Source organism: Desulfovibrio sp. GTC20076, assembly GCF_055385905.1.
This window is the reverse complement of the sequence record NZ_AP039366.1, coordinates 1,973,982-1,993,687: the sequence shown is the minus strand read 5'-3', so window position 1 is coordinate 1,993,687 and position 19,706 is coordinate 1,973,982. Positions and strand designations below refer to the sequence as shown.

Below are 19,706 nucleotides of genomic sequence, written 5' to 3'. Positions count from 1 at the left end.
TACTTGGATAACAGCCGATGTTCGCCACCGCAAGCCATTGCCCCGCCCCCTGCCCATGTCTACAGGCTTGACGTTATATTTTTCTAACAATGCGCGGGCCTTTGACTCGCTCATATTGAGCGCTGGCCCTATTTCTTTCCTCGTAAGGTATAAAGGCATTTTCATGTTCTATGCCACCTCCAAGTATACATCCGTCCCGGCCACATCGCAGCCGGGGGCAAGCTCCATCAGCAGGTAGCCCAACGACCATCCCGTGCGTTCAAGCCAGCCCCACGACTTACCCACCGTGAAGTCTGCGCAGCGCCTGCGGGCGTCCAAAAACATTGTGAATCCTGTCCAGTACTGCGCCGACCAACTTTGCAACAACTCCGGCCCGGTGCCTTCTGTCAGCATGTGCGCGGATAATTCTTCACACGCTGCGTCAAGGTCGCGTTGCGCACCAGACGACAATCGTTTGACTTTCAGGGCCGGGGAACATTCGTCAATCCAGCGCGATACTGTGGCACAACGTGTAGCCAATTTGCTACCGGGCTTGGCAATTTTGAGCAGGATGCCCAGTGCCGCTTCCATAACTGTGAGGGCCAGCAGGGTATCGCGGTGCTGGATGGCGTGGGGGAGTGGTGCGGTTGTCATGGCTGGTGCTCCTTGATTTCCATAAACGCTTCTATGAACGCTGCAGCTTGCGGCGCGACAATGGCGTTACCATAACCGCGCAGTCGTCCCACGCGGTTGGTAGCCCCATGAGCCAACGGGGAAGTGCCGGATTCAACTGCCCGCCACTTTCCATCCCTGCACAAGAGCCAGTCAGCATCTCTCCAGAAGCCGTTAGTCGGGCCGGGCCTACGGCTAGCTCTGCTGCCCCCGGAAGCTTCAGAAAGATGTTCCTCGTTCCATCTGGCTTCTTTTTCCCGTAGCAGTACCCGCTCCCCAACGCATCGTTCACTATCGGCGTGGGCCAACCCGAAAGCGCTTGGGCTGTCTGAGCCAAATTGCTGCATTTGTTCGCCCTCTGTAGGCGTTTTTCTGCATATTCCTGCGGGTTCGGCATGCGTGAGCAGTTGTCGTCCTGCGTTGTCGGTGTAGGCCAGCCCACCAACCACATAACTCTCCCAAGCAGTGCGTTTAGTGGTACATTGACACACTCTGCACCGTCCTTGTGGTCTCGTGTCGTTGGTGTCGGCCAACCGCAGGCATGCGCCATCATTGGAAGCGTCATACCGCCCACACCCTTCATTTTCCCTGCTTCCAAGTGCCGGGCATTGCGTGCCAGCTTCGTTTCCCACTTCTCCTCTGACACATCTCCACAGCGAGGTGTCGCCCAGTGTGTCAGTTCCAACCCAGTATAATCTTTGCCTGATGTGCGGCGCACCGAAGCCCGCAGCGCAGGTATCAATCGCCCCGAAGGCGTAACCCGCGTTTTCCATGTCAGCTTGTACAAGGTCGAGCCAAGCGAGGCCGTCTTTTGACGCAACCTGTTCTCCAAAGCAGACTGAAGGGCGGCACTGGTCGATGAGACGGAAGAAGTCAGGCCACAGGTGGCGTTCGTCTTTGAATCCTTTTCCCTTTCCTGCGCTGCTAAACGGCTGGCAGGGACAACTTCCTGTCCAGACGGATCTATCATCGGGCCATCCGGCTTGGCGCAGGGCATACGACCAGACACCGATGCCCGCAAAAAAATGGCACTGTGTAAACCCGGCAAGGTCGCTTGGCATAACATCGGCAATGCTCCTTTCATCAACTTCGCCTGGAGCGATATGCCCGGCTTTGATTAGCTCACGCAGCCATGCGGCAGCGAATGGGTCGATTTCGTTGTAGTACGAAGACACATCACTCACCCTCACCCGCAGCCACGGCGCGTATTTCCGCCCGCTCTTCCGGCGTGATCGTGGTTGTCGTATCACTCATAAAAAACTCCCCGCGTTGTCGGTATGCGCGGCCCACCTGAGGATGTATGGCTGAGAAATAAAAAGCCGCCTCAGTGGGCGGCGGTTGCACAAATATGGCCCGCGTATCGCCCCACGGGCAGGGGTTGGGGGTTGCTACCGTGATTCACCACACAGTTTCAGGCGACACCATCCAGATGCCGCCTGTCGTATGGGGTGAGGAGGAGAGTGTTAAGCTAGAATGGAACGTCAGAATCGTTGTGAGGCGGTGCGTCGTCATACGGCAACCGTCCGTTGCCACCTCTTGGGGCATCGGTTCCAGCGGCTTCACCTCGCGTGGGCCCGTCAGTGATAAACTCGACACCGCGCATCAAATCATTGTATTCTTTGTCGGTGCAGGCAACGATACGGGAAAGGCTGTTGTTCCAGTAGGTTTTGCCGTCCTTGCCAACATAGCCCTTTTTGTTGATTCCAAGGCGGGCCGGGAAGACCATGCCGTCAAAGTCTGTCCATTTGTTTACCTGACGCTGTGAATCAGCCCGCGCGCTGGTGTCGGCAGGGTCAATGCGGCGCACAGACTCAATTATAGCCTTGAGAATGGAGCCACCGCGCTTTGCTGCCGTTTCCTGCCCTTCTGTAAGCCTGATTTTCTGCATGCCGACTTGCAGCGTGATATTTTCAAACCACGAGCAGCCTGCATATGTCCCGTCTACAACTTCGATCTTGCATGGCAGTTGCAGAAGGCCGCTTTGAGCTTCGGCAATGTCGGGGTCTTCTCGGCTGGGATATTTGGTACGTTCAAGGTGCAGCTTTACCAACACCCGGCTACCAGCAGGCACAGGGCCATAATTACGTTCTTTCTGTGCTTCCTCGCGACTGAAATCAATTGCCATTGCTGTAAGCTCCTTCGCTTGCTGTGCTAAGTTCCTCGTGGAAAGCGCCCCATGTTGGGTCGTTGCCTATGTATATCTCGTCTGACAGGGGCCAGCGCGTTTTGGCTTGATATGCAGGTCGTTCTTGCGTGTATATAACGCGCTCACCACTGCCCTTTGCCTTTGATTTTCCATTGTCTTTGGCTTCAACTACGCGGCTCTTGTAATTCATGAACAGCAGCATTTCAGCCCATTCAGTCCACAGGGCTGCGGCCCGCTTATGCAGCTTGAGAGTGTAGCGCTGGTATGAGTCTGAGTCCGGCGGGTCAAACATGACCGGGACAGCGTGCGCAATGCACACAACATGCATACCTGCGGCTTCGCGCAGATCGTCAAGCATGCGTTGCAATCCGCGCCACTTGTCGTCAACTTTTACGTACCCCTTGCCAAAGCCGAAATCTTCAATGTTTTTCTTTTGCTCTTGTTCGCAAACCCTTCGCCACACAAGCGGCTCTGCCCAATCAAGGCTATCAACAATAAGTGTTTTGAAGCCGTGTCCGGGCTTTTTCAGCGCTGTAATGGCCTGCTGAATCTCTTCTGTGGTTTTGGCTACCTGTGGGAACGTTGGTATATCCAAAGCCCCTGCGCCGTCTTCCGTACGCAGTATTATGGGCTTCGGCCATGTTGCGGCGAAGGTTGTCTTTCCAACGCCAGGTACGCCGTAAACAACCACTTTCTGCGGCGAGAAATTTTTGCTGCTCACAACGCTATCCAGAGAAAAAGGGTTAGGGTTAAAGCCCCAAGTGTCCTCAAATTCTTTGTTGTTCGCATACTTCGGCGCGGGTGGGCTGGCCTGCTCCGAAAGCTGCCCCGCTGTCTGTGTCATGATAAAAGTCCTCATTGTGTTGAAACAAAAATGGCCCTTCCACTGGGCCGACAAACGCCCCTGAATCGGGGCATACCGTTACGTTGCAGCACCGTGGTGCTGCTGTTGGGCAAAGCGCGAGGTGGCGGCACATGGCTATCCTCCGCGCTTTCTTGGGATGGCTTCGTAATACCGCTCCCAAAACTCCATGCTGCCAGCGCTTTCTTCACCAATATATTCTGCGGCTGCCGCAAGAGCTTCTTGCATCTTCGTCGCCCGTATCGCCGCCGGGTGTTTTGGGCATACTTCGTCATGGGCCATTGCTTCTTCGGCATTATGGAATGACGCACCACAGTTGACGCAAGTGCAGGCCATTGAAATCTTAGCAAGGCCATCATCACCCATCACGCTTGATGCGATATTGTCCATTGCCCTTACGATCAGCTCGGCTTGAGACAACATATTAACATTCAATGCTGCTTCAAGTTGCTGCTTCAGACTGGCGTTCTCTGCTCTAAGTTCTGCTTCGTTCATCCTACCCCCTCGGCGCTTGCCGTGCGCCACTGCGGCGCTGGTTGTTGTACAGTTGGCACGACCAGCACAGGGCCATGCCGTGTTGCGTGGGCCGCTTACAGCGGACACATAGGCCGTGTTCGCGTAGTGTGGCGTAGCGCTGGCGGTGATACGCAGCCCTTTGTGTGCGGAGTGCTTCACGACGGTTCATGCCGCCCCCCCCCCGCCGCCCTGAATGCGTCAATCATTTCTTCCGTTGTGTAGCAATATGCAACCACGCACGGGCGGTGATGAAATTTGAAGATGCACTTGATCGGACGCTTGCGGCGCTTCTGCCGATTGAACTGAATCACGGCCATGTCGCTACCTCCAGAGATTGAAAAACCGCCCACACCAGTGCGATGTAGACGGCTCGGATTGTCCAGATGATGTTGTGACTACGCAGCATTGCGCACGTCCTGCGGGTCATGTGACGGGCGCGGGGGCGGCGTGTAGGTTCCGCCTTCCACGTCTGCGTCAACGCCATCAAGACGCGACAGCATGCGCATAAGGACTGACCCGGTTCCTTCATCCTGCAAGGTACGCTGGAACAAATACGCCTCGTGCTGCCCGTCAAACCTGTTGTATTCGCCATCATCACTGAAAACGTAAAAGCCTGCCCCTTCCAGCGCCGCGTTTGTCAGGGCAGTGCGGGCCGCTTCAAGGTCAAATTCAAGGCTGCCTATCCGGCGGCGCAATGCCGCAATTTCGGCCTTCAAGCTGGTGATTTCGTCAGACATATGCGCCTCCTTTGTTATTTATGGGCGGGTGTTCCATGCCGTGCGCATTGCTTTGGCAGACGTCCATCCCAAGCTGTTCACCATATGTGACTTAATGCCCATCCACTCAAGTATATACGGCGGTGCGCCGATGAATTTGCCCATATACACGACCACGGGCATTACTCCGGTAAACGGGCAAGGCAGAAGATCAAGCCCACCCCAATAGGTGTCCTTTTCCTTTTCAGTCTCTTGTGGTGTGGCAAGACGCCACTCAAGAGACTGGTCTACAGATCGCCGATACCCGTTCCAGTCAGAAAAAATGGGCCAGTATTCCGAGTCAGCATAGCCCATGCCACACAGGTCCAGCTTCTGGCTCCATTCAGGGCGCAGCATCATTCCTAAAATTTTACGTTCTGAAACGCGCCAGCGGTACAATGCCTTATTGTCCGTGGGGCGTTCTTCGCTCCAAAGTTTCCATTCGGTCATATGCGCCTCCTTTGGGCTTTGTGATGAATGGCGGATAGGTGCCGAACCTCTATTTCATCCATCATGTGGCCAGCATGTAGGATGCCCGCTCCTCGCGCCGCCATTCATCACAACTCCCAAAAAGTTAAGGGCGACCGAAGCCGCCCTGTGTATATGAAAACCCGACGAGCGCCGGGAGTGGTGGGTTAAATAAAGGCCGCAGCCCAACGCCACGGCCCCCACACCTTAGCCACTGCCAGCCGTGGTGCTTGATTTGAACTTCTCCAATTCCGCCGACAACCTCAGTTGCCAGCGGTCAAAAGAAATTCGTTTAGCCGTAGCCGTCGCCGTAGCCGCTGCCGTCGCCGTAGCCGCTGCCGTTGCCGCTGCCGTCGCCGTTGCCGTAGCCGCTGCCGTTGCCGCTGCCGTTGCCGCTGCCGTCGCCGTCGCCGTAGCCGTTGCCGTCGCCGTAGCCGTTGCCGTAGCCGTCGCCGTAGCCGTAGCCGTTATTCAGCCTGGACAATGTCAGCCTCCATAATCGAGGTTTCTGATTCGCCATCGATCGGCATGATTTCAATGGCCTCAAGCCACACGCTGTCAACAGCGGCTGCAATTTTGCTTTTGCTACGGTCGATGCCGTATTGTACAACCGCCGACAGACTGATGCTCTCTTTGCACCACCAGCGCCACATGCGGCGGGCGTTGACCAAAACGACTTCGTTGCCGGACTTCTGCACCAGCGTACCGCACCACACGCCAGCAGAATAGGTGCGGACAATGACGGTGCTTCCGATGCAGAAATTGTTGATGCCTTCCAAGGCCTTCTGGCTTCCGAACATGGCGGCAAGCTCTTTGGCCTGTCCGATGGTCAAGTTATTGATATCCATTGCTATTCCTTGGTTTGTTGTGGTTGTAAATTCTGCTCCAATCCCTGCCCCCGTCACCGAAGGCAGGTCAGAAACAAAATTTGCTGTAACCATTTAAAATGTTCCTCTCGCCCTTCACAGGCTCCGGCGCGTCACGCCGTGGTTTTTCGAGCACCCCTTCTTATGGCCGGGCTTGCCGTGTCTGTTGTCCTGCACCAACCGCCTTGTGCTGTTCGGTCTAGGTGTCCGTACTTGTTTGGCATCGCTCACGGTCAGCCTCCCTTTTCGGCCCTCGCTACTCAGCAGCGGCTTGCTCCCGGTTCCTGGCTCCGTGGCTACTTCCACCCGTGGGTTTTGTTCGCCGCCATTCCCCGTTCGCAGATACAGATTACCAAAAGGTAATTTATAGTCAATAATAAAATTGCCAAAAAGTAATTTTATGCCTATAAAAAACACCCGCAGTTCAGCGGGCGCAAAAAAGCCCCCAGTGAGGGGCGGGGAGGTCAATTATGAGCTTTCACGGAAGACTGAAGCGGCTCGACCAAGACGGTATTTTCATCGATTACGGCTGCACCCAAATTGCAAGTCTGTCAGGCCGTGGACTTATTCTTTACCCGAGAAAAGCTGGTAGCGGCTTCGGCTACGACGAGCGCTATGAGGAATTTAAAGTTGACTTTAAAGCGTTCATGAAAAAGCACTATCCCGACTTTGATATTGACGCCTACATGAGCGAGCTGAATCAGGAGCTGACTCCGGAACAAATAGGGCGGTACAAATTCAAGGATTAAGTCAAAACGCGGCTTTCCGAGCCGCATCATCAAGCCAATCGGCGGGGCCTGTGTTGTTGGCAAGTACATAGTCCGGTGCAAGTTTGAAAATACCGAGGCCCCCGATGGGGCCGCACATTTCGACAATGCGTTTAGCCAGATTTTCCGCTCCGCCACCACAATATTGTACGAGCAATTGATGCGCTGAAAGCTTTATGAGCTTCAGCGCATTTGCCTTAAGCGCACTCTGCACATCTTCCAAGATATGGCCGTCAGGCGCTTCAACAGAAATTAGGTAAATCGACATAGTAACCGACCTCTTACCAAGGAAGATACTTCTTGCAGCCGACGCAGCGATACGGGCTGCCCTTGAAAGTGCTCTTGAGTATTAGCCACACATACCAAACGCCAACAGTGCATACGCAAAGGACGAGATTTTTGGGGCGTGCAAAATGAAACATGTCCTTTTCATATTGGCTGCAGCCACAATGCGGGCAGCCTTTCGATAAATCTGTTTTCGCCATTATATCACCTGCCTCTATTTTTACTGTCATTGATCTGCCTAGGTGGAACCATCAACACAACTGCCACGCCCAGGTGACGCGGCTACTTGTTTCGCACGTCTGACCATGCCCAGATCACGCGGCCTACAACGGCCTTGGCAATATCACTGTCGTAATCCTCGCCCAGCTTAAAAGTCATGGGCGGATTCTTGGCGGCATTGTCGCTGTAGAATTGGAGAGTCCAATCAGTGCCGTCTTTGTTTAGTGCCACGCGTTTAATCATGCCTGCCCCGTCAGGGTCGCGCACAAGCATGATGTGACCTGGGCGTTCTACGTCCTGATCATCCCGGTCCACAAGCACAATGTCGCCGGGATTGAGCAGAGGTTGCATTGACGTGGAGTGTCGCCCAATTTCAACGGCTATGAGGTTGCGGCGGTGCATGATGGCGGGGACGTTCTTGTAGACAAGAAACCAGCTCTCCACTTCTTCCTGGGCAAAATACCCAGGCCCGGCCCCGACCTCGCCCACCAGAGGGGCAGCTATATAATCCTCAGCATGGGGTGAACGAACATGCTCGCCGGCTGGCATCACCTTGGCGTTGACGAAGCAGACGTCACGGGCTGGCTCACTGGTTGGAAGCATAAGATTAGCGCCCATGGCTTCAAGGATAGGGGCAACCTCGCCCACGCGCGGAGTGCGCCCTTTTCGCCAGCGGCTTATGTTCGCCGTGGAAACCCCGGTTGCTTGTGACAAAGCTACCGCAGTGCCATATTTTTCTATGGCTGCCTCAAGAATTTCTAGTACTGCTTCTTCGAATTTTCCCATTTTCATTCTTTATTACCGAAACGAAATATACACAAATCTTTTTATGGTAATTTCGCTTGATCGTTAAATTACCTTTTGGTAACATTGCGACATGGAAAAAACCCCTATTGCAACCGAAGTCGTGGAATTTCTGAAAAGCCACTCCGTAACCGGCGCTCAGTTGGCTGAGGCTGCTGGCGTTAATCCTGTGATAATCAGCAGGCTGCGCACGGGAAAACGGGCTGACGTGCTTTCCGCAAATGCTGATGCCATCAGGGCCGCTATCAATGAGCTTCGAGATTCTGCGATTCCCCCAGCAGCCCCTGCCACGCCACACGAACCTGCGCAGGCCCGACCGTGAGCAACGCTGCTGCCCGCGCCACGGCCATTTCAACTGCGGCGGCCTCGTCAATGTCTGCCGGGTAGCTGCGGTACAGAGGCTTAAGGAGGGCAGGGGAGAGGATTGTCACGAGCAGGTGGCCCTGCTTCGGTGTGATGTATGCGCGGAAGATTAACGGCTCTGGTTTTGCCATGAAAACAGATTACGGCCCGGAGCGGCTGGAAGGAATTACAATATGAGAGAGCAGTTACAGAGGATTACGTCCCTTCTGGCCCAAGCGTGCGCCACCTATCCGGGCGGCAAGCGCGGAGTTTTTAAGGCCATTGAGCACGAAGAGGGCAAGGGGCTGTCCGAGTCGAGCCTTTACACAGCGTTGAATGCAAACCCTACGGCGCCGGACACGCTGAAAGTGTCGCAACTGGTGAACGTCATGCGCGTAACCGCGGATGTTGCACCGCTGCGCTATCTCGCGGCCATGTTCGGCTATTCCATTGTGTCATACGAGGCCGAGGCCCCGGATGCCCCTACCGCTGAGGGTGAAATGCTCCAGGACTTCCCGGCGGTGGTGCGGTTTCATGAGGTCGCCCAAAGCTACATTGACGGGAACGCCTCTGTTTCTGACCTACTGCAATCCCAGGAACACGCATTGTCTGAATTGCGGCAGACTACAGCAAAGACTGTCGAGGCAAAGAACGAACCACAGGCGAGGCAATAGCATGAACAAGCTTGGCCCATGGAGCGCTGAAGAAGTTGCATGCCTGCGAAAGCACTACAACGTGCAGGGTGCCGTGTGGTGTGCTGCGGAGCTGAATCGCAGTCTGCGCAGTGTGCACAATAAGGCGCACAAGCTCGGCGTGACGGGAAAGATCGTGAAGGAAAAACGTGCCGTGAAAGCCCTGCTTGGCCCGGCGAAGGTTGGCACATTGCGCCCATGCCCTGACTGCGGGCGGATGATTGCAGATTACCGTTGCCCTGAGTGTTGGGCGAAGCGTAGGGGCCATGGTCCGACTGCGGATGAATCATACAGGGTGATGCTATGAGCACTATTTACCACCGCCGCCCGGACGGCTTCAGGGCAGTAAAATTCAGCGACTCTCAGCGCATTTATTATTGCTGGGAAGAGAACGGCGAGACACACGCGGAGAGCCACAACCACAAGTTCCACTTCGTTGTCGAGCAGAAAAAGAGCTTCAATCGCCTATTCTGCCACGAACACAGCCCCGAAATGCCACCGGCAGTCAAGGCGCGGTTTGAAGGCAAGTCGAGCTTTGCGCAGTGGTGGGATGCCAAAAACGAGGCAAAACAGTGAGCGAAAAACGCAAAAAAATAGCCTCAATTTGCCTCAAATCCGAGGCAACAGGCAATACGAAAATAGAGCTTTTCGACTCTACGCAGTGGGAGGACGCGCCTGAAAGCCGTGTACGCGCGCGGCTCAACGGCAGATGGGTGGACGATCATGAGGGCGGGAATCTGTACCTCGACACGAACGGCGTGGCCGCGATGGTTGGCAAGCTGCTCTCAGAAGGCAAACTGCCACCGGCCCCACCGAGGCCCACATACGCCAAGGGCCAGCGCGTGTTGCTGCCTGTGGGTGAGGGCGTGGAACAGGGGTACGTGATTAACAGTGAGCCTTTCCTTGGCGCTGATAACCGCTGGCATGTCATGGTTCACGGCGGGCAGAACTCATTTTGCCTGATGCCATGTGACATGTTGCGGGATGCCCCACAAAATAGGAAAGCCCCGGCGCGAACCGGGGCAATCAAAAAGCAAACCAATTAACGAATGAGTGAGGTTATTATGAAAGAAGCTAATGCAAAAGTCAAGGAAAGCGCGGTGGCATAGATGAACACAGACTTTCGCGTTGCTGTAGATTTCTTCGCCCACCACAAGGCCCGCAAGCTAAAAAGGCGCCTTGGTTCCGACGGCGTTATGGCCCTGCTGCAACTGTGGGCTTACGCCGCAAAGCTACGTACTGACGGTGATCTGTCCGGCATGAACACAGAAGACATAGAGCTTGCCGCAGATTGGGGCGGCGAAGACGGCGCCCTTGTGTCTGTTCTGGTGGAGGTTGGCTTCATTGACCAGGGCGACAGTGGTTATGTCCTTCATGACTGGCTGGAAAACAACGCCTGGGCTGCTGGCGCAGAATCGCGCTCAGATGCTTCACGCTTGTCCAGGATGGCCAGAACTTTCCCCAAGGAATATGCGACGCTCGTTGAAGCTGGCGTTAAGGGCATAAGCAAGGAGGACTACGAAGAATTAAGAAGCGTTAACGACCGTTCAACGTTCGTTCAACGGATGCTTAACGCCCTGCCAAGCCCAGCGCCTGCTCCTTCTCCTGCTCCTTCTCCTGCTCCTGTTCCTGCCCCTAAGGCTATAATACCTGTGAGTAGTCTTGAGAACGAAGATAGCGCGCGCGTTGAAGCCTGCGCAGCGGATATAAACCCTGCTGGCGCTGTTCCCACTGAGCCGAGCATTGATTTTCAGGAGCTACGGCAATTCTACGACGAGCATTTCAGGCCAGAAGCCCCGCTGGCCGGATTCACGGAATACAAGCAACTCAGGGCAGCCAAGGCGTATCCCGGGGACTCTCGGATTTACGAAGACCTCAAAGCCCGCATTGATTGCCAGTTCTGGGATCAGGGCTTTGCGCCGGGCCTTGCAAAATATCTACGGGAACGAGCCTGGCTCAGGCCGCCGTCTGCTACGTCGAGGGCTTCTCCTGTCGCAAACGCGAAACATGAATCACAGGCCGACAGGGCTGCACGGCTCACATATGAAGCCGGAATGAGCGTGCTGGCTGAAATGGAACAGCGAGGGCTAAACGGCGGGAGGGCATTAAATGCGCGATGAAAACAAAGAAAAGCTGGCCGCCATCATGGCGCTTTCAGCGAATTTCGGAAAGGAATTTTCCACGGCTCTCCTGAAAATCTGGCTTGAGTTGTTGGAAGAATATCCCGCCGATGTCGTCAACGCAGGTGTTCGTGCTGTGATCGTGCAATACAAGTACAAGACGATTCCGCCATTTGCGGTGTTGCGCGAGGCCATGGAAAGAATCGCTGGCATTATCCCGCAGGAAGAATCGCTGGACATCGCGGCAGCCGCCGAATGGAACAAGCTCGTTGACGACATCGGCCGCCGTGGTCGCTACAACTGCCCGCAGTTTTGCCCCACAACGTCCTACGTTTTGCGCGGTATGGGTGGATGGGACGCCGCCTGCTCATGGGATACAGACAAGCTGGAATGGCGGCGCAGGGAATTTATCGAGGCATGGAGGCAGTCCCACGGCAGGGAAGAGGCAATGATGCTCGGCAGTGAGGGCATTAAGGCGCTTGTGGGTGGGCCTGAATCGTCTCGCGCCATCCTAAACCGCGTACTGGAAATCACGCAGTAGGAGGCGGTATGAAACTTGTCGTCAGAATCGTACCCAAGGCCCAGATGCGCGCCCGGCACGGCGTGGTAAATGGCTTTTCGCGCACGTACAAGGACAAGCGTCAGGCTGCCGAAGAAGAGGCGCTTATGGCTCTGCTCGGCCCGTACCAGCCAGCACAGCCGCTTCAGGGGCAGCTACTTCTGGGCGTGAAGGCCTTCCTGCCGATACCGAAGAGCAAGCCGTCATGGTTTACAGGTAAGCCCAGAGAATTCCAGACCCTGGCTCGAAAAGGCGTTGTGCGCCCAACCACAAAGCCCGACCTGGACAATTTGCTGAAGCACGTCAAGGACTGCCTGTCTAAACTGCGATTTTGGGAAGATGACAAGCTGGTTGTGGGCTACCTGCCGCACACAGGGAAATACTACTCGGACGTGCCGCGCTGGGAGATTGAAATTCTGGAGTGTCCACATGTTTGATTACGCATATCCCGACATGGTTGTGGTCGAGGCAGAGCCGCGGCAGCCAAGAAGGCTCGTCGGCGTTGGTGTTGGTTTTGAGCGCACCCGCAGGATCACCGGATATCTCGTGGGCGATCTGGACAGGTTCAACAACGCCAAGCGGGCAGAGGAACGGGATCGGGTAAAACATGTGTTGGGAGGGACGTGTGGAAAATAAGCTTGAAGGTTGGTTGCAGATTGAGAGTTATCTGAATCTTTCACGCAAGACCATCATTGCCCGCGGCTATCCAATACGCAAGGGCGGTGGAGTGTTTGCATTCAAAAATGAGCTTGATGAGCACGGGAAGGGCAAGCCATTTTTGAGCCATTCCCTAAAATTCCCTAAATCTCCCAGTTTTTCCCAATCTTTCCCATAGGGGCATGGGCTTGTTCGCGTTACGCTTCTGCCCAAACAGGAGCGTATGCCGTGCCCAACAATTTCAGCATTGCACACAAATTTACTGCCAAGTGGGAAGGTGGAGAGTCCGACCATCCCGACGACGGCGGTGGGCTGACCAAGTACGGCGTCAGTCTCAAATTTCTCGGCGGCCTGTCTGGCACGCAATCAAACCGCGACGTACTGGAGCGTATGGGCATCAGACTGCCTATCACACGCCAGGTCATTTACGATCTGACCAGAGATCAGGCCGCGTCGCTGTTCCGTTGGCAGTTCTGGGACAAGCTCAGGCTCGGTCTCATTCCTCTGCGCCCTGCCGTGGTGCTCTATGACGCCGCAGTCAACAGCGGCCCCGCCCAATCCGTCAAGCTCGCCCAGCGCGGCTACAACCGCTGTGTAGCCTACGGCCAGCCTTTGGTTGTGGACGGCATCATGGGGCCAGCCACCCGCGCCGCCATGCAGCTTGCCGACACGGACAAGGCCCTTACGGCCATGCTCGACGCGCGCGAGGCGTTCTTCCAGACCATCGTTGCCAATAACCCCAGCCAGCAGGTTTTCCTGCGCGGCTGGATCAACCGCGTGGACGATCTGCGGCGCTACGTGCGGGGGCTGTGATGCGATGGCTGGCCGCTCTCGCCATTCTTTGCACGGTGTCTCTGCTTACCAATGGCTTCATGATTTGGCGGCTGTCGAACGCTGGTGACAAAATTGAGCGCCTTGAATCCACGGTCACAAACCTCCGCGCCGCCCGTCATGCCGACGGCTTGGCGCAATCCCTCCGGGACAAGCTTTATGGGGAGGCACACGATAATGCCCAGGCGAAATATGATGCGCTCGAAAATATCCCGGACGGCTTACCTGATGCTGACTGGCTTGATGCTTTGCGTCGCGGGCTGCGCTCCAAGGGTGGAAACGGTAGTTCTGACGCCGCCGGAAAGCTTGATGCAGCCAACGCAACACCCGGAGCTACCGGAGGCGCTGATGCGCACCGATAATCTGCGTGAATACTCCAAGGCTGCCACGCTGGCCATTGCCCGCTACAGCGAAGCTCTGGACAGGAGCAACGCTGACAAGGCGGGAATATTTGCGTGGAGCAAGGCGGTCAATACGGAGATGCCTCGATGATCCAGCACAACGTCGGGCCAGTGGACGGCCTCGCCTACTACACGCAAAGCCTGCTTGCATGGTGGCCGCAAAAGGTCGCTATCAGCGCCGTGGTTGGTGGTTGCACTCAGTTCTTTGGTGGGGACGTGGTTCTGGTGTGGATGGTCTGTGCCATGTGGGCAGCAGACTTTGCCTTTGGATTGACGGAGGCCTTGCGCCGAGGGCGCTTTAGCTGCCGCCTGTTCGGGCGTGGCGTTCTCAAGTTGCCCACATACTGCCTTTATCTTGCCTTGGTTGGTGCAGTCAGCGTCAGCCTTTCCCGCTCTATGGGCATCAGTCTCCCTTTGCTGGACATGTTCTGTGCCTACCTCCTTGCAACCGATGCCGTCTCTGTCATGGGGCACATGATCCGCCTGGGGCTGCCTGTGCCACGCACTCTGCGGCGCGTCATTCTTCGGGGGCAGGCAAAAATACAACGCAGCGTGGAAACGCTGTTTGACGATCATGGCGGTCAGTGATGACGAAGCTCACTCCCAAGCAAGAAGCATTCTGCCTCCATTTTCATGAATTTGGAAATGCCAGTGATGCTTACCGCCATGCTTACAACGCCCAAAACATGAAGCCCGAGACAGTTAACAGGAAGGCAAAGGAGCTTCTTGATAACGGCAAGATCACGGCAAGATTGAAAGAGCTTTACGCTCCAGCATTAGAAAAAGCGGAAGTCACATCCGAGCGCATTGTTACCGAGCTTGCGCGCATAGCTTTCGGCAGCGCCCGCGATGTCATGGAGTGGGGGCCGGGCGGCGTCATTCTCAAGAACAGCGACGATCTCACGGATGATCAGGCCGCTGGGATAGCTGAAGTGTGCGAGAGCACTACCAAGGATGGTGGCAGCCTCAAAATCAAACGTCACGACAAGGTCAAGGCGCTTGAACTGCTGGGGCGTTACCTCGGCATGTTCACGGACAAGGTGAAAAGCGAAATTTCCGGCGGAATTGAAATCAAATGGCAGGAATAAAGGTCACGATTCCTTACACGCCCCGTTATCCGCAGGTGCATGCGAAACTGGAAAGCTACCGCTTTGTGGTGCTGGTGGCGCACCGTCGCTTTGGAAAGACCGTGTTGGCCGTTAATCATCTGCTCAAGGCGGCGCTGACCTGTGCCCTTGAACGTGGATCGTATGCGTATGTGGCCCCATTCCGCAATCAGGCCAAGGAAATAGCCTGGTCTTACCTCAAACATTTCAGTGCGCCTGTGCCGGGCGTCGCGGTCAATGAGTCCGATCTCTCCATCGTCCTGCCCAATGGCGCGCGCATCCGCATTTTCGGGGCGGATAACCCCGACGCCCTGCGCGGGCTCTATTTTGACGGCGTGGTGTTGGACGAGGTGGCGCAGATGCGGCCGGAGGTATGGGGCGAGATCGTCCAGCCTGCCTTGGCTGACCGCAAGGGGTGGACGCTGTTCATTGGCACACCCAAGGGCATCAATCTTTTTTCGGAATTATACGAGCGCGCGCAGCGTTTTGAGGCGGAGGGGCGCAAGGATTGGGCCGCCCTCTGTTATCGCGTGGACGAAACCGACGCCATAGCGCCTGACGAAGTTGCCAGGCTGCGTTCCGAATTATCAGAAAACGCATGGCGTCAAGAAATGCTCTGCGATTTCACGGCGGCCAGCGACAACGTGCTCATTCCCATTGACCTGGTCACGGAGTCCGCCGCGCGCCAGCACTACAAACCGCAAGACATTGTGCATGCGCCGGTGATCCTGGGTGTGGACGTGGCCCGCTTCGGGTCCGACGCCACGGTGATTTTTCGCCGTCAAGGGTTAGTGGCCTTCCCCCCCACGGTCATGCGCGAGATTGACAACATGGCCGCAGCGGACCGCCTGGTCCACGAGATCACGCAGCACTCTCCCGCAGCGGTCTTTATTGATGCCGGGCAGGGCCAGGGCGTCATTGACCGGGTGCGGCAACTCGGACACCGGGTCAGCGAGGTCCATTTCGGCGGGCGGGCCATGCGCAACGATATCTATGTCAATCGTCGCGTGGAAATGTGGACCGGATTGCGGGATTGGCTCAAGGCCGGGGGAAGTGTGCCCAGTGACACTGCCCTCAAAAGCGATATGTCAACGCCCACATACAGCTATGACGCTGCGGGGCGCATGGCCATGGAGAGTAAGGACAAGATCAAGGAGCGCCTGGGACGCTCGCCAGACCTTGCCGACGCTCTAGCCCTCACCTTTGCCGCACCTGTGGCCGTTGGCGGCGGCAACGCCCCCCGCAAGGCCAAGACCTCATACAACATGTGGGGAGCATAGCCATGCGCGCCTTCACATACACCGAAGCCACCACGCCAGAAGCCAAGGCCATTCCGTTTCGTAAAGCCGACACCGAGGGGCTGTTGCCGTGGGCTATGAGCGGTTTTACTGCACCGACACTTGAAACGTGGCTTCGCGTCACGGCTCACGGCGTACTGCTGTGCTGCACCGATGCGGCCACGGGCGATCTGCTGGGCTGTGGGCATTTCACAATATTCCAGGGCAGCGTGTGGCGCTTCGACTTTACAGCCTTTCACGCCGGATTCCATTGCGCCGCACAGCAGGCCCAGGGCGCCTTTGACTACATGTTCACGCAACACGATGCCAGCGCCATTGTCGGCATCACACCCGTGCAGTTTCGGCACGCCTGGCAACTGGCCGAGGATTGCGGCTTTGAGATTGTAACAAGGCTGCCCGGTGCATGCTGGCTGGCCCGAAAGCAAAAATATGTCGATGGCGTCATGGTCGTGTGTACGCCGCAAAGCCTGCGCGTGGCGCAGCAAAAAGGAGAATAATTATGGGATTTGGAGGAGGCGGAAGCCCCAGCATGCCTGAGATTAAGGAAACCCCGAAAGCCGAAGTGACCAAGCCTGTCACCGAGGCCGCCACAGCAGCCCGCGATGATCAAAAACGACGCGCTGCCAAGGCGGCAGGCTTGCAATCGACCATCCTGACCGGCACAGCCGCGAACAACAGCGGCGGCAAAACCCTGCTGGGGCAGTAGGAGCGGCATCATGGCCGTGGACATTAATAAGCTTAATCAGCGGTATCAGGCGTTACGCAACGAGCGCAGCCCGTGGGATGCCGCGTGGCGTGACCTTGCCGAACATTTTTTGCCCACCAAATTCAGGGCGGACAGTGATTCAAGCACCCGCAAGCCTGAAGTGCTCAACAAGAAGATTGTGGACACCACCGGCATTCTGGACATGCGTACCCTGGCCGCCGGCATGCAGGGCGGCATGACTTCGCCCGTGCGTCCGTGGTTCCGGCTGACGCTTGAAGACGAGAGCGACCACACGGGCGAGATCGGCGCATGGCTTGACGACGTGACCAAGCGCATGCAGGCGCTCTTGCACCGCAGCAATTTCTATAACGCCAGCCACAGCCTGTATGCGGACCTGGGTACATTCGGGCCAGGTCTGCTTATTGAAACTGCAGACTGGACGGGCCTGCATTTCAAACTCATTCCCGCTGGTGAGTATGTGTTGGACGTAGATGACAATGGCACGGTGGATACATTCATGTACCGGCTGCGCATGTCGGCCCGGCAGATCATACAGCAGTTCGGCGAGGACAAGGCCCCCGATGCAGTAAAAACGGCTGCCAGTTCCCCGGCTGCCGTCACGCAGTTCTTTGATGTGGTTCACGCCGTATTCCCGCGTACAGACAGAATATACGGTAGGATGGACGCGGCTAACATGCCCTATGCTTCCGTCTACTGGTTGGGTTTTGGCGAGAACGGCGGCGGTAAGCCCTGCATACTGCGTGAATCCGGTTTCAAGGATTTTCCGGCATTTGCGCCCCGCTGGGACGTGACCGGCAATGACAAGTACGGCCGCAGCCCGGCCATGGATGTGCTTTCCGACTGCCGCATGTTGCAGCAAATGGGCATCACCACGCTCAAAGCCATGCACAAGGCCGTTGACCCGCCTGTGGGCGTACCCGTGGGGCTGCGCTCCGAAGGCGTCGACCTGACCCCCGGCGGGTTGAACTATCTCGATTTCACCAGCAACACCAATGGTGAAATCAAACCTATCCAGCAAATACAGGCGCAGATTATCGAGGCGGCAGAACTGAAAATTCAGGCTGTACAGCAAAAAATTCACGACGGCCTGTACGCCGACCTGTTCAAAATGCTCATGCTCAATGACCGCCGCAACATCACGGCAACAGAAATTGACGCCCGTGAGCGCGAAAAGCTCAGCATGCTCGGGCCGGTGGTGGAGCGGTTGGACAAGGAACTGCACTCCCCGCTGATTCTGCGCACGTTCAGTCTCATGGAGCAATTTGACGCGCTGCCGCCCGTGCCTCCCAGCATGCAGGGCGCGCCCCTGCGTGTGGAATTCACTTCGGTTCTGGCCCAGGCGCAGCGCATGGCCAACACCAGCCCCATTGATCAGACCGTGGCTTTTGTGGCCAACGTGGCCCCGGTACGGCCGGAGGTCACAGATATTATTGACGTTGAGTACACCGTCCGGGCGTACGCCGACGCCTTGGGCGCTCCGGCAGCCATGCTGCGCTCTGAACAGGACGTGCAGCAGATCAGGCAGGCGCGGGCCGAGGCACAGGCCCAGGCAGAGCAGCAGGCGCAGGCACAACTGGCAATTGAACAGGCGTCGCAACTTTCCGGAGCCGCCAAAAACCTTGGACAAACACCGCTGGGTGCGGATGGGCAGACTGCCATTGATGCGATCGTTGGCGGATTGGGAGGCATGTAGTGGATTTTTATGAAGATGCCGAACACAAAGCCCAGCGCCAGCGCGAAGCAGCATTGGAGGCAGAGCGGTGCTTTTGTAATGCAATCATCAGCATTGCGTCCACGCCTGACGGCCTGCTGTTTCTGCGCTGGATTATCGACAAGACTCAGATTCTCACGGCCTATTCCTCGCCCCCAGACCACGCGCACGCTGCATACAATGAAGGGAAGCGCCATATCGGCGCACAACTCATAGCCTTGGCCAAGAAGGCCGGGGTACTCCCCGAAATACTGAAGGAGGACACCAATGGATACTGAAATCACCAATGGCGCTGAAGGCGCGGAAGCCGCTGCCGGAACCCTGCTTACTGACCAGCCCGGCAATCAGGGCAACAACGACACGAGTGGCGACGGCGGCAAGTCCAATGCTGACGTCAGCGGCAATGACGAAGCCGACAAGGGCAAAGACGGCGCTGACGCAGTAAAGCCCAACGAGCCGGAACCGTTCGAACTGACCGCGCCGGATGGCTACCCCATCAATGACGCTGGCCTGAAAGGGCTGAATGACCTGTGCAAAACAGCCAAGCTCACCAAGGAACAGGGCGAGGCCGTCATGCAGTACATGGCGGGCAACTATTCCACCTGGCAGGAACAGCAGCAGGCTCAGGGCAAGGCGTGGATTGAAGAATTCAAGGCAGACAAAGACTTTGGCGGCGACAAGTTTGATTCGTCCGTGGCCGAAGCCCAAAAAGCGCTGGCCACCTTTGACGAAAGCGGTGACGTGCGCGCCATGCTGGCGGAAACCGGCTACGGCAACAATCCGGCAGTGTTGCGCATCTTCGCCCGTGTGGGCCGCGCCTTGGGTGAAGACAAGCTGCCCGGCATGAGCGGCGGCGCGGCGGATAAGCCGCTTGAAGATCGTTTTTATCCCAACATGTAACCAATTGCAGCATCAGGAGAATG

32 protein-coding genes are annotated in these 19,706 nt (G+C 56.5%); 20 read left to right on the top strand and 12 right to left on the bottom strand.

Annotated features, from left to right (window positions below; genetic code table 11):
- Window positions 1–168: 168 nt before the first annotated feature.
- The 9 genes from ACZ495_RS08865 to ACZ495_RS08825 all read right to left on the bottom strand — a co-directional run bounded on the left by ACZ495_RS08865 (window position 169) and on the right by ACZ495_RS08825 (window position 6,339).
- Window positions 169–633, bottom strand: a complete 465-nt coding sequence (locus ACZ495_RS08865) for a hypothetical protein (protein ID WP_464262098.1) — start codon at window positions 631–633, stop codon at window positions 169–171.
- Complete coding sequence (locus tag ACZ495_RS08860; protein ID WP_464262097.1) at window positions 630–1,826, bottom strand: DNA cytosine methyltransferase; 1,197 nt, start codon at window positions 1,824–1,826, stop codon at window positions 630–632. Before ACZ495_RS08860 ends, ACZ495_RS08865 begins: the two co-directional genes overlap by 4 nt.
- A gap of 293 nt (window positions 1,827–2,119) precedes the next feature.
- Window positions 2,120–2,776 (bottom strand): hypothetical protein, encoded by a 657-nt coding sequence (locus tag ACZ495_RS08855; RefSeq protein WP_464262096.1) that lies wholly within the window; start codon window positions 2,774–2,776, stop codon window positions 2,120–2,122.
- On the bottom strand, window positions 2,766–3,641 hold the full coding sequence (locus tag ACZ495_RS08850) for an ATP-binding protein (RefSeq protein ID WP_464262095.1): 876 nt from the start codon (window positions 3,639–3,641) through the stop codon (window positions 2,766–2,768). The genes ACZ495_RS08855 and ACZ495_RS08850 overlap by 11 nt, the downstream gene beginning before the upstream one ends.
- 135 nt (window positions 3,642–3,776) lie before the next feature.
- Window positions 3,777–4,154 carry a hypothetical protein gene (locus tag ACZ495_RS08845; protein WP_464262094.1) on the bottom strand — a complete coding sequence of 126 codons (378 nt, stop codon included), beginning with the start codon at window positions 4,152–4,154 and terminating at the stop codon, window positions 3,777–3,779.
- Window positions 4,155–4,570: 416 nt separating this feature from the next.
- Window positions 4,571–4,912: a hypothetical protein gene (locus ACZ495_RS08840; RefSeq protein WP_464262093.1), complete on the bottom strand. Its 342-nt coding sequence runs from the start codon at window positions 4,910–4,912 to the stop codon at window positions 4,571–4,573.
- 18 nt (window positions 4,913–4,930) lie between these two features.
- A complete protein-coding gene (locus tag ACZ495_RS08835; protein ID WP_464262092.1) occupies window positions 4,931–5,380 on the bottom strand; it encodes a hypothetical protein in 450 nt (149 codons plus the stop codon).
- Between the two features lie 310 nt (window positions 5,381–5,690).
- Window positions 5,691–5,882 (bottom strand): hypothetical protein, encoded by a 192-nt coding sequence (locus ACZ495_RS08830; RefSeq protein WP_464262091.1) that lies wholly within the window; start codon window positions 5,880–5,882, stop codon window positions 5,691–5,693.
- Window positions 5,866–6,339, bottom strand: coding sequence for a DUF6948 domain-containing protein (locus tag ACZ495_RS08825; protein ID WP_464262090.1), 474 nt, complete (start codon window positions 6,337–6,339; stop codon window positions 5,866–5,868). Before ACZ495_RS08825 ends, ACZ495_RS08830 begins: the two co-directional genes overlap by 17 nt.
- Window positions 6,340–6,734: 395 nt before the next feature.
- Here ACZ495_RS08825 and ACZ495_RS08820 point away from each other — a divergent pair, with 395 nt between their 5' ends.
- Window positions 6,735–7,013 (top strand): hypothetical protein, encoded by a 279-nt coding sequence (locus ACZ495_RS08820; protein ID WP_464262089.1) that lies wholly within the window; start codon window positions 6,735–6,737, stop codon window positions 7,011–7,013.
- 1 nt (window position 7,014) lies between these two features.
- Here the strand turns inward: ACZ495_RS08820 and ACZ495_RS08815 are convergent, their stop codons facing one another.
- From ACZ495_RS08815 to ACZ495_RS08805, 3 genes are all read right to left on the bottom strand, one after another.
- On the bottom strand, window positions 7,015–7,299 hold the full coding sequence (locus ACZ495_RS08815) for a hypothetical protein (RefSeq protein ID WP_464262088.1): 285 nt from the start codon (window positions 7,297–7,299) through the stop codon (window positions 7,015–7,017).
- Window positions 7,300–7,598: 299 nt separating this feature from the next.
- On the bottom strand, window positions 7,599–8,321 hold the full coding sequence (locus ACZ495_RS08810) for a LexA family transcriptional regulator (RefSeq protein ID WP_464262087.1): 723 nt from the start codon (window positions 8,319–8,321) through the stop codon (window positions 7,599–7,601).
- A gap of 263 nt (window positions 8,322–8,584) precedes the next feature.
- A complete protein-coding gene (locus tag ACZ495_RS08805) occupies window positions 8,585–8,770 on the bottom strand; it encodes a hypothetical protein (protein WP_464262086.1) in 186 nt (61 codons plus the stop codon).
- 105 nt (window positions 8,771–8,875) lie between these two features.
- Between ACZ495_RS08805 and ACZ495_RS08800 the strand changes: the two genes are divergently transcribed.
- The 19 genes from ACZ495_RS08800 (at window position 8,876) to ACZ495_RS08710 (ending at window position 19,683) form a co-directional block, all read left to right on the top strand.
- Entirely contained in the window at window positions 8,876–9,355 is a 480-nt protein-coding gene (locus tag ACZ495_RS08800) for a hypothetical protein (RefSeq protein WP_464262085.1), read from the top strand.
- 321 nt (window positions 9,356–9,676) lie between these two features.
- A complete protein-coding gene (locus ACZ495_RS08795) occupies window positions 9,677–9,949 on the top strand; it encodes a hypothetical protein (protein WP_394026618.1) in 273 nt (90 codons plus the stop codon).
- Window positions 9,946–10,419 carry a hypothetical protein gene (locus tag ACZ495_RS08790; protein ID WP_464262084.1) on the top strand — a complete coding sequence of 158 codons (474 nt, stop codon included), beginning with the start codon at window positions 9,946–9,948 and terminating at the stop codon, window positions 10,417–10,419. Before ACZ495_RS08795 ends, ACZ495_RS08790 begins: the two co-directional genes overlap by 4 nt.
- 63 nt (window positions 10,420–10,482) lie before the next feature.
- Entirely contained in the window at window positions 10,483–11,493 is a 1,011-nt protein-coding gene (locus tag ACZ495_RS08785; RefSeq protein WP_464262083.1) for a hypothetical protein, read from the top strand.
- Window positions 11,483–12,034, top strand: coding sequence for a hypothetical protein (locus ACZ495_RS08780; protein WP_407844463.1), 552 nt, complete (start codon window positions 11,483–11,485; stop codon window positions 12,032–12,034). Before ACZ495_RS08785 ends, ACZ495_RS08780 begins: the two co-directional genes overlap by 11 nt.
- Before the next feature lie 8 nt (window positions 12,035–12,042).
- The gene (locus ACZ495_RS08775; protein ID WP_464262082.1) at window positions 12,043–12,489 is read left to right on the top strand and encodes a RusA family crossover junction endodeoxyribonuclease; all 447 of its coding nucleotides are present in this window, start codon (window positions 12,043–12,045) and stop codon (window positions 12,487–12,489) included.
- A gap of 16 nt (window positions 12,490–12,505) precedes the next feature.
- A complete protein-coding gene (gene nrdD, locus ACZ495_RS08770; protein ID WP_464262897.1) occupies window positions 12,506–12,688 on the top strand; it encodes an anaerobic ribonucleoside-triphosphate reductase in 183 nt (60 codons plus the stop codon).
- On the top strand, window positions 12,678–12,887 hold the full coding sequence (locus tag ACZ495_RS08765; protein ID WP_394026606.1) for a hypothetical protein: 210 nt from the start codon (window positions 12,678–12,680) through the stop codon (window positions 12,885–12,887). Before nrdD ends, ACZ495_RS08765 begins: the two co-directional genes overlap by 11 nt.
- Window positions 12,888–12,937: 50 nt before the next feature.
- Window positions 12,938–13,522 (top strand): glycoside hydrolase family 108 protein, encoded by a 585-nt coding sequence (locus tag ACZ495_RS08760; RefSeq protein ID WP_464262081.1) that lies wholly within the window; start codon window positions 12,938–12,940, stop codon window positions 13,520–13,522.
- A complete protein-coding gene (locus ACZ495_RS08755; protein WP_464262080.1) occupies window positions 13,522–13,902 on the top strand; it encodes a hypothetical protein in 381 nt (126 codons plus the stop codon). Before ACZ495_RS08760 ends, ACZ495_RS08755 begins: the two co-directional genes overlap by 1 nt.
- Window positions 13,889–14,032, top strand: a complete 144-nt coding sequence (locus ACZ495_RS08750) for a hypothetical protein (RefSeq protein ID WP_296984492.1) — start codon at window positions 13,889–13,891, stop codon at window positions 14,030–14,032. Before ACZ495_RS08755 ends, ACZ495_RS08750 begins: the two co-directional genes overlap by 14 nt.
- The gene (locus ACZ495_RS08745; protein WP_464262079.1) at window positions 14,029–14,529 is read left to right on the top strand and encodes a phage holin family protein; all 501 of its coding nucleotides are present in this window, start codon (window positions 14,029–14,031) and stop codon (window positions 14,527–14,529) included. The genes ACZ495_RS08750 and ACZ495_RS08745 overlap by 4 nt, the downstream gene beginning before the upstream one ends.
- Window positions 14,529–15,029: a terminase small subunit gene (locus ACZ495_RS08740; RefSeq protein WP_464262896.1), complete on the top strand. Its 501-nt coding sequence runs from the start codon at window positions 14,529–14,531 to the stop codon at window positions 15,027–15,029. The genes ACZ495_RS08745 and ACZ495_RS08740 overlap by 1 nt, the downstream gene beginning before the upstream one ends.
- The gene (locus tag ACZ495_RS08735; RefSeq protein ID WP_464262078.1) at window positions 15,017–16,327 is read left to right on the top strand and encodes a terminase large subunit domain-containing protein; all 1,311 of its coding nucleotides are present in this window, start codon (window positions 15,017–15,019) and stop codon (window positions 16,325–16,327) included. The genes ACZ495_RS08740 and ACZ495_RS08735 overlap by 13 nt, the downstream gene beginning before the upstream one ends.
- A gap of 2 nt (window positions 16,328–16,329) precedes the next feature.
- The gene (locus tag ACZ495_RS08730; RefSeq protein ID WP_464262077.1) at window positions 16,330–16,842 is read left to right on the top strand and encodes a hypothetical protein; all 513 of its coding nucleotides are present in this window, start codon (window positions 16,330–16,332) and stop codon (window positions 16,840–16,842) included.
- Window positions 16,843–16,874: 32 nt separating this feature from the next.
- Complete coding sequence (locus tag ACZ495_RS08725) at window positions 16,875–17,051, top strand: hypothetical protein (protein WP_464262076.1); 177 nt, start codon at window positions 16,875–16,877, stop codon at window positions 17,049–17,051.
- 10 nt (window positions 17,052–17,061) lie between these two features.
- Window positions 17,062–18,765, top strand: coding sequence for a portal protein (locus ACZ495_RS08720; RefSeq protein ID WP_464262075.1), 1,704 nt, complete (start codon window positions 17,062–17,064; stop codon window positions 18,763–18,765).
- Window positions 18,765–19,061 carry a Bbp19 family protein gene (locus tag ACZ495_RS08715; RefSeq protein ID WP_072311263.1) on the top strand — a complete coding sequence of 99 codons (297 nt, stop codon included), beginning with the start codon at window positions 18,765–18,767 and terminating at the stop codon, window positions 19,059–19,061. The genes ACZ495_RS08720 and ACZ495_RS08715 overlap by 1 nt, the downstream gene beginning before the upstream one ends.
- Window positions 19,051–19,683, top strand: coding sequence for a hypothetical protein (locus tag ACZ495_RS08710; protein WP_464262074.1), 633 nt, complete (start codon window positions 19,051–19,053; stop codon window positions 19,681–19,683). Before ACZ495_RS08715 ends, ACZ495_RS08710 begins: the two co-directional genes overlap by 11 nt.
- The last annotated feature ends 23 nt before the right edge of the window (window positions 19,684–19,706 follow it).